The organism is Nocardioides sp. YIM 152315 (assembly GCF_029210375.1).
Lineage (GTDB): Bacteria > Actinomycetota > Actinomycetes > Propionibacteriales > Nocardioidaceae > Nocardioides.
Genome location: NZ_JARGER010000013.1, coordinates 130,393 through 137,482, shown reverse-complemented (window position 1 = coordinate 137,482; position 7,090 = coordinate 130,393). Strand labels below are relative to the sequence as shown.

Below are 7,090 nucleotides of genomic sequence, written 5' to 3'. Positions count from 1 at the left end.
CCCCCCCCCCCCCCCCCCCCCCCCCCCCCCCCGCGGCCGGCCTCCCTATCAGAAGGCGTTCAGGAGCACCCGGTGGTCAGCAGGAGAAGCGCTTCTCCCCGGTGCAGCGGTCCCAGCCGGAACCGCCGTGGATGATGTCGCGCGCTGCGCCGCCGTGGAGCCGGTCGGCACCGCCGCGGCCCCAGAGCACGTCGCGACCCTTGTTGCCGTCGATGTGGTTGGCGCGGCTGGTGCCGTAGAGGCGGTCCCGGTAGCGCGAGCCCTCGATCGACTCGAAGTCCGGCGCGGGCACGCGCTTCCACTTCGGGCTCTGCGCGGTGGGCCGCAGCACGACCCGGCCCCTGGCGAGGTCGACGACGCTGCCGCCCTCGAGCTTGCCGAGGTGGACCTTGTCGACGCCCGGACCGCCGTTGACGCGGTCGTGGTTGCGCTTCTTGGCGCCCGCCCAGACGTAGATCACGTCGCGGCCGGTGTCGCCGTACAGGCGGGTGCCGCCGGTGCCCGCCTTCTCGGGAGCGGCGTCGGAGCTGGCGCGCAGCACGTCGGCCTTCGGGCCGCCGTGGGCGACGCCGTAGTTGACGACGTTGATCTCGTCGTGGCCCCAGCCACCGTCGGAGCGGCCACCGTTCTGCGTGATGGTGTCGTTGCCGTTGCCGGCGTGGAACTCCGACTTGGTGGCGACGATGGTGTCGTTGCCCGACCGGGACCGGGCGTCCGACGACATGAGCGTCAGCGTGTCGTCGCCGGCACCGGAGTTGATCCGCGACGAGGTCGCGTCGATGGTGTCGTTGCCGTCGCCACCCTTCACCGTCGACGAGGTCGCGGTGACGGTGTCGTTGCCGTCACCGGCATCGACGTCCTTCGAGGACGTGACGGTGAGCGAGTCGTTGCCGTCGCCGGCGTCGACGGTCTTGGCGTTGTCGGCGGTGATGACGTCGTCGCCGCCCTTCGCGTCGACGGTGTCGCCGGCGCCCGCCGTGATGGTGTCGGCGACCTCGCTGCCGACGATCGTGTCTGCTCCGGGCGAGCCGACGACCGCCGCCACCCCGCTGATCGTGTCGGTGCCGTCGCCCGTGGCCTTGCCGGCGGTGAGGTCGACGGCCACCGGGGCGCCGGAGTCGGCGAAGCTGAGCAGCGCGGAGCCGCTGCCGGTCACCTTGTCGTCGCCCGCGCCCGGCTGCGCCGTCGGGTACTTGCCGGCCGCCGGGTCGGTCGCCACGCCCGCCGCGACGTTGAGCGTGTCGTTGCCGGCGTTGCCCTGCGCCACGGTGGTGCGCGACGTGAGGCTGATGGTGTCGTTGCCGTCACCGCCGGCGAGCGTGCCACCGAGCAGCGGGGCTGCGGCGCCGTTGGTGCGGTCGGTGATGGTGTCGTTGCCGGCGTCGCCGTTCACCGTGGGCTGGGCGCTGGTCTCGGCGTTCACCTCGTCGTCGCCCTCGCCTGCGTTGACCACGGGCCCGATGCTGTCGCCGAGGCAGATGACGTCGTTGCCCGCGAGGGCGTTGATCGTGACCCGGTCGAACCCGGCCGTGGTGATCACGTCGTCACCGGCGGTCCCCTCGACCGTGGTGTCGTTGGCCGTGGCGGCGATGACCCCCGTGGCGGCCTGGCACTGGGCCGGGTCGGCGGAGGCCGTGCCCATCGGTACGAGGGACAGTGAGAGTGCCGTGATGGCGGCCGCGCTGAGCGCGATATGACGCATGGGGTTCCTCCCGAAGTCGTTTCATCGGTACACCCACACACAGCGCATGTGACTCCTGTTGCGTTACATCGCCGTCACTGCCCCCCGCCGCCGAAGCCGATCTCGTTGCCGTCGGCGTCGCGGAAGATCGCCTTGCGGACGCCGTTGCCGTAGGTCTCCGTCCGGTCCGGATCCAGCCCGCGCTCCGCCGCGTCGGCCAGGAACGCGTCGAGGTCGCCGAGGAAGACCGTGACCATCGCGTGTCCGGCGTGCTCCGGCTCGAGCACGACGTACAGGTAGCAATGCTCGGCGAGCTCCCACACGCTCTCGGTCTCGTGGGCCTCGAAGGCGGACGGCCTGCCGAGCAGCCGCTCGATCCACGCGACACCGCGGGCGTAGTCGGTCACGGGCAGGCCGGCGAAGAGGTCAACGTCCATGCGGGTTGCGACCCGGTCGTCGGTGCGAACTCATCGGCGGGACGCACCCGCGCACGGCCCCGGCGCTACCAGGGCGGCGTCGGGTGCGTGGTCACCCACCGACCGCGCGCTCGCGGCGCCACGAGTTCCAGTGCCGTCGCCGGGTCGACGCTCGACGGGCGCGCCGATCTGGAGTAGAACAGGTTACAGTTTCGCGGCAGGACCCCGACGATCGGCAGGAGACGCAGGTGACAGAGGCAGCCGAGGCCGTCCGGTCCGTGGTCCGCGAGGTGCTGGACCGGGTGACCGACGCCCGGTCCGACGAAGCGGGCGCCGCGACCTGGTCGGCGTTCGCCGGTGCCGGACTGCTGGCGCTTCCGGTTCCCGAGGCTCAGGGCGGGGAGGGCCTGGGCCTCGCGGAGGTCGCCGTGCTCCTGCGCGAGACCGGTCTGCGCGCGGTCCAGCTGCCGGTCTGGGAGACGCTGTGCTGCGGCGTCCTCACCCTCGCGGCCGCCGGCGCGGCGGAGCAGCAGGCGCTGTTGCGCGATGTGTCCGCCGGCGACACGGTGCTGACGCCCGCGTTGCGCGATCACGGCGCGCCCACGGCGTACGCCGGCGGCAGGGTCAGCGGCCGCAAGGTCGGCGTCACGTACGCCGGCCGCGCGGCCCGCGTGCTCGTGACCGCGACGGAGGGCGACCGGGAGGTCGTGGCGCTGGTCGACCCGGCCGGCCCCGGGGTCGAGCTGCTCGAGTCGCACTCGTCGCTCGGCACCACCCAGCACACCGTCGTGCTCGACGGCGCCCCCGCCGAGCTCGTCCCGGGCGACGGCGCGGCCCGACTGCTGCGCGAGCTGGCGGCGGCAGGCCTCTGCCTGACCGCCGCGGGCCTCGTGGCCGGCGCCCGTGACCTGACCGCCGGCTACGTCAAGGCGCGCACGCAGTTCGGCCGGTCGCTGGCAGAGTTCCAGGCCGTGGCGATGCAGATCGCCGACGTCTACATCGCGTCGCGCACGATCGACCTCGCGGCCGACAACGCCGCCTGGCGGATCGGAGCGGGCCTCGACGTCGCGGACGACCTCGCGGTCGCGGCGTACTGGACCTGCCACGAGGCGCCGCAGACGATGCGCACCTGCCACCACCTCCACGGCGGCATGGGCGTCGACATCACCTACCCGATGCACCGCTACTTCTCGTGGGTCACCGACATCTGCCACGCGCTCGGCGCGACGCCCGCGGACGTGCGCATCGAGGACCCGACCACCAAGAACCTCGAGCTCACCGCCGAGCAGCGCGCCCTCAAGGCCGAGCTCCGCGCGTACTTCACCGGTCTCGCAGATGGCAACGACCACCGCGACATCGGCCAAGAAGGTGGGTACAGCGACCGGCACGGTGAGACCTACCAGCGCGTCGTGAAGCAGATGGGCACCGACGGCTGGATGGGCGTCGGCTGGCCGCAGGAGTACGGCGGACACGGCCTCGGCGAGATCGAGCAGACCATCTTCGCCAACGAGGCGCAGCGCGCCGACGTCCACCTGCCGGCCGTGACGCTGCAGACGGTCGGACCGACGCTGATCAGGTACGGCACCGAGAAGCAGAAGGAGCTGTTCCTCGGCCGGATCCTCGCGGGCGACGTCCACTTCGCGATCGGCTACAGCGAGCCCGACGCCGGCACCGACCTGGCGTCGCTGCGCACGACGGCTCGCCGCGACGGCGATCACTACGTCGTCAACGGCCAGAAGCTCTGGACGACGGGCGGACACCAGGCCGACTACGTCTGGCTGGCCTGCCGCACCGACCCCGACGCCCCGAAGCACAAGGGCATCTCGATCCTCATCGTCGACACGACCGACCCGGGCTACTCACACACGCCGATCATCACCGCCGACCGCGCCCATCATGTCAACGCGACGTACTACAACGACGTGCGAGTGCCTGTCGACATGCTGGTCGGTGAGGAGAACCAGGGCTGGAAGCTGATCACCACCCAGCTCAACCACGAGCGCGTCATGCTCGGCCCCGCCGGGCGGCTCGAGGGCCTGCGCGACCGCGTCGCCGACTGGGCCACCAAGGCCGGAGTGATCGATCGTCCCGACGTACGCCGCATCATGGGCGAGGTGACCACGGTCTTCCGGGTCAACGAGCTGCTCAACTGGGAGGTCGCCCGCGCCGCCGCCGCCGGCGGGATCAGTGTCGGCGACGCCTCGTCCTCGAAGGTGTTCGCCGCCGACCAGGTGCAGCACCTCGCCGCCGACCTGGTCGACGTCGTGCACCGCTACGGGGACCCCTCGGACCAGGAGACCGACCAGCTGATGACCTATCTCGACGGCCAGACGAAGAGGAACCTCGTCCTCACCTTCGGTGGGGGCGTGCAGGAGGTGCAGCGCGAGCTGATCGCGATGTTCGGGCTCGGCCTCCCGCGGGTGCCCCGATGAACGACGAGATGAGCGCACACGAGCGGATCATGGCCGAGGCCGAGCGCCTCAAGGGGCTCGGCGAGGCGTCGGAGTCGGTCGCGCCGTACGAGGTCAACCAGCCGACGATCGGCACCTGGCTCGACGCGATGGGCTACGACAACGAGCGCTTCCGCAACGGGGAGGCGCCTCCCTCGATGGCGCAGGTCTGGACGATGCCCGGCCTCGGCAGGCGGCGCCCCGACGACGACCCGCTGAGCGCGATGACCGAGTTCCTCACCGACCAGGGATACACCGCAGTGCTCGGCACCAACTGCGAGCAGAGCTACGAGCGCTACCTGAAGGTCGGCGAGCTGGTCCGGGTCACGACCGCGCTCGACTCGGTCGTCGGACCGAAGCAGACCGCGATGGGCGAGGGCTACTTCGTGACGTCGCGCAACACCTGGTACGTCTGCCAAGGAGATGGGCAGAGCGAGAAGGTCGCCACCATGCTCTTCCGGGTGCTGAAGTTCATCCCGGCCCGGAGGCAGGGGGAGAAGGCATGACCACGGCCGTGATCCGCCCGATGATCGGGCAGGACTCGCAGTTCTTCTGGGACGGTACGACGGCCGGCGAGCTGCGCGTCCAGAAGTGCAACGCCTGCGGCGTGCTGCGCTTCCCGCCGGGCCCGGCCTGCCCCGAGTGCCACGCCCTCGACCGCGGCCACGTCGTCGCCGCCGGCACCGGCACGGTCTTCTCGTACGTCGTGCACCGGCACCCGCCCGTCCCCGGCAAGGAGCTGCCGATCGTGATCGCGCTGATCGACCTCGACGAGGGCGTCCGGATGGTCGGGGAGGTCGTGGACGTGGCAGACGACGAGATCGAGGTCGGGATGCGGCTGCGCGTGGACTACCGCCGCGTCGACGACGAGCTCACCCTGCCGATCTGGAGGAAGGCATGACCCCCGGCGAGACGATCCCGGAGTGGTCGCTGCCGCTCACCCCGACCACGATCGTGAGCACCGCGATCGCGACCAGGGACTGGCAGGACGTGCACCACGACCGGGACATCGCGCAGGCGGCCGGGTCGAAGGACATCTTCATGAACATCCTCACCACCAACGGGCTGGTCGAGCGGTTCGTCGTCGACTGGGCCGGGCCCGACACCGAGCTCAAGGGCATCGCGATCCGGCTCGGAGCCCCGGCCCACCCCTACGACACGCTGACGTTCAGCGGCACGGTCGAGTCCGTCGGCGACGGCATCGCGACGATCTCGGTCGTCGGTCGGGTGTCGCTCGGCGACCACGTCACCGGGACCGTGCGGGTGGTGGCATGAACACCCCACGCTGTTCTTCGCTTCCCCCGCTTCGCTCCTCCAGCGAACAACACCGCGGGGACCCCGCATGAGCCTCTACCGGAAGGCCGCGATCGCGGGCATCGGCGCGACCGAGTTCTCCAAGGCCTCCGGCCGCTCCGAGCTCCAGCTCTCCGTCGAGGCGGTGCAGCACGCCCTCGCCGACTGCGGGCTCACACCGGCGGACGTCGACGGCTTCACGACGTTCACCATGGACACGTCCTCGGAGATCGCGGTCGCCCGCGAGCTGGGCTGCGGGGAGCTGCGCTTCTTCAGCCGCATCAACTTCGGTGGCGGCGGTGCCTGCGCGACCGTGCAGCAGGCCGCGATGGCCGTCGCGACCGGCGTCGCCGACTGCGTGGTCGCCTACCGCGGCTTCAACGAGCGATCGGGGAGCCGCTTCGGACAGGTCTCGGTGGCGGCCGCCTCCCAGGTCAACACCAACGGCCTCGACAACGCCTGGACCTACCCGATGGGCCTCGGCACGCCCGCGGCGACGGTCGCCATGCAGGCACGCCGCTACATGCACGAGTACGCCGCGACCTCGGAGGACTTCGGGCGCGTGGCGGTCGCCGACCGGCGGCACGCCGCGACCAACCCGCACGCGTTCTTCCACGAGAGGCCGATCACCCTCGAGGACCACCAGGCCTCACGGATGATCGTCGACCCGCTGCACCTCCTCGACTGCTGCCAGGAGAGCGACGGCGCGGTGGCGCTGGTCGTCGTCTCCGCGGAGCGGGCGCGCGACCTGGCGCAGCGGCCGGCGTACATCTCGGCGGCCGCCCAGGGGAGCGGCGTCGACCAGTTCGTGATGACGTCGTACTACCGCGAGGACATCGGCATCCCCGAGATGGGCGTGGTCGGCCGCGAGCTGTGGCGGCAGTCCGGGCTCGGCCCCGACGACATGCAGATGGCGATCCTCTACGACCACTTCACGCCGTACGTGCTCATGCAGCTCGAGGAGCTCGGCTTCTGCGGTCGCGGCGAGGCGCCGGGGTTCGTCGCCGACGGGGCGATCGAGATCGGCGGCAAGCTGCCGCTCAACACCCACGGTGGTCAGCTCGGCGAGGCGTACATCCACGGCATGAACGGCATCGCCGAGGGCGTGCGGCAGGTGCGCGGCACGTCGGTCAACCCGGTCGACGACGTCCAGCACGTGCTCGTCACGGCCGGCACGGGCGTGCCGACGAGCGGGCTCGTGCTGTCCGTCTGACGATGTAGCGCGGCTCACCGCCGTGTCGGATTCCGAC

At 71.4% G+C, this 7,090-nt stretch carries 7 protein-coding genes; 5 read left to right on the top strand and 2 right to left on the bottom strand.

Going from position 1 to position 7,090, the window contains the following annotated elements; genetic code table 11:
• Window positions 1-76: 76 nt before the first annotated feature.
• Window positions 77-1,702 carry a hypothetical protein gene (locus PZ894_RS03685; RefSeq protein WP_275742590.1) on the bottom strand — a complete coding sequence of 542 codons (1,626 nt, stop codon included), beginning with the start codon at window positions 1,700-1,702 and terminating at the stop codon, window positions 77-79.
• 74 nt (window positions 1,703-1,776) lie between these two features.
• Entirely contained in the window at window positions 1,777-2,118 is a 342-nt protein-coding gene (locus PZ894_RS03680; RefSeq protein WP_275742588.1) for a VOC family protein, read from the bottom strand.
• A gap of 227 nt (window positions 2,119-2,345) precedes the next feature.
• On the opposite strand from PZ894_RS03680, the gene PZ894_RS03675 reads away from it, so the two are divergent.
• From PZ894_RS03675 to PZ894_RS03655, 5 genes are all read left to right on the top strand, one after another.
• Window positions 2,346-4,529 carry an acyl-CoA dehydrogenase gene (locus PZ894_RS03675; RefSeq protein WP_275742586.1) on the top strand — a complete coding sequence of 728 codons (2,184 nt, stop codon included), beginning with the start codon at window positions 2,346-2,348 and terminating at the stop codon, window positions 4,527-4,529.
• Complete coding sequence (locus PZ894_RS03670; protein WP_275742584.1) at window positions 4,526-5,053, top strand: hypothetical protein; 528 nt, start codon at window positions 4,526-4,528, stop codon at window positions 5,051-5,053. Before PZ894_RS03675 ends, PZ894_RS03670 begins: the two co-directional genes overlap by 4 nt.
• Entirely contained in the window at window positions 5,050-5,448 is a 399-nt protein-coding gene (locus tag PZ894_RS03665; RefSeq protein ID WP_275742582.1) for an OB-fold domain-containing protein, read from the top strand. Before PZ894_RS03670 ends, PZ894_RS03665 begins: the two co-directional genes overlap by 4 nt.
• Window positions 5,445-5,822, top strand: a complete 378-nt coding sequence (locus PZ894_RS03660; RefSeq protein ID WP_275742580.1) for a MaoC family dehydratase — start codon at window positions 5,445-5,447, stop codon at window positions 5,820-5,822. The genes PZ894_RS03665 and PZ894_RS03660 overlap by 4 nt, the downstream gene beginning before the upstream one ends.
• Window positions 5,823-5,889: 67 nt before the next feature.
• Window positions 5,890-7,053: a lipid-transfer protein gene (locus PZ894_RS03655; RefSeq protein ID WP_275742579.1), complete on the top strand. Its 1,164-nt coding sequence runs from the start codon at window positions 5,890-5,892 to the stop codon at window positions 7,051-7,053.
• The last annotated feature ends 37 nt before the right edge of the window (window positions 7,054-7,090 follow it).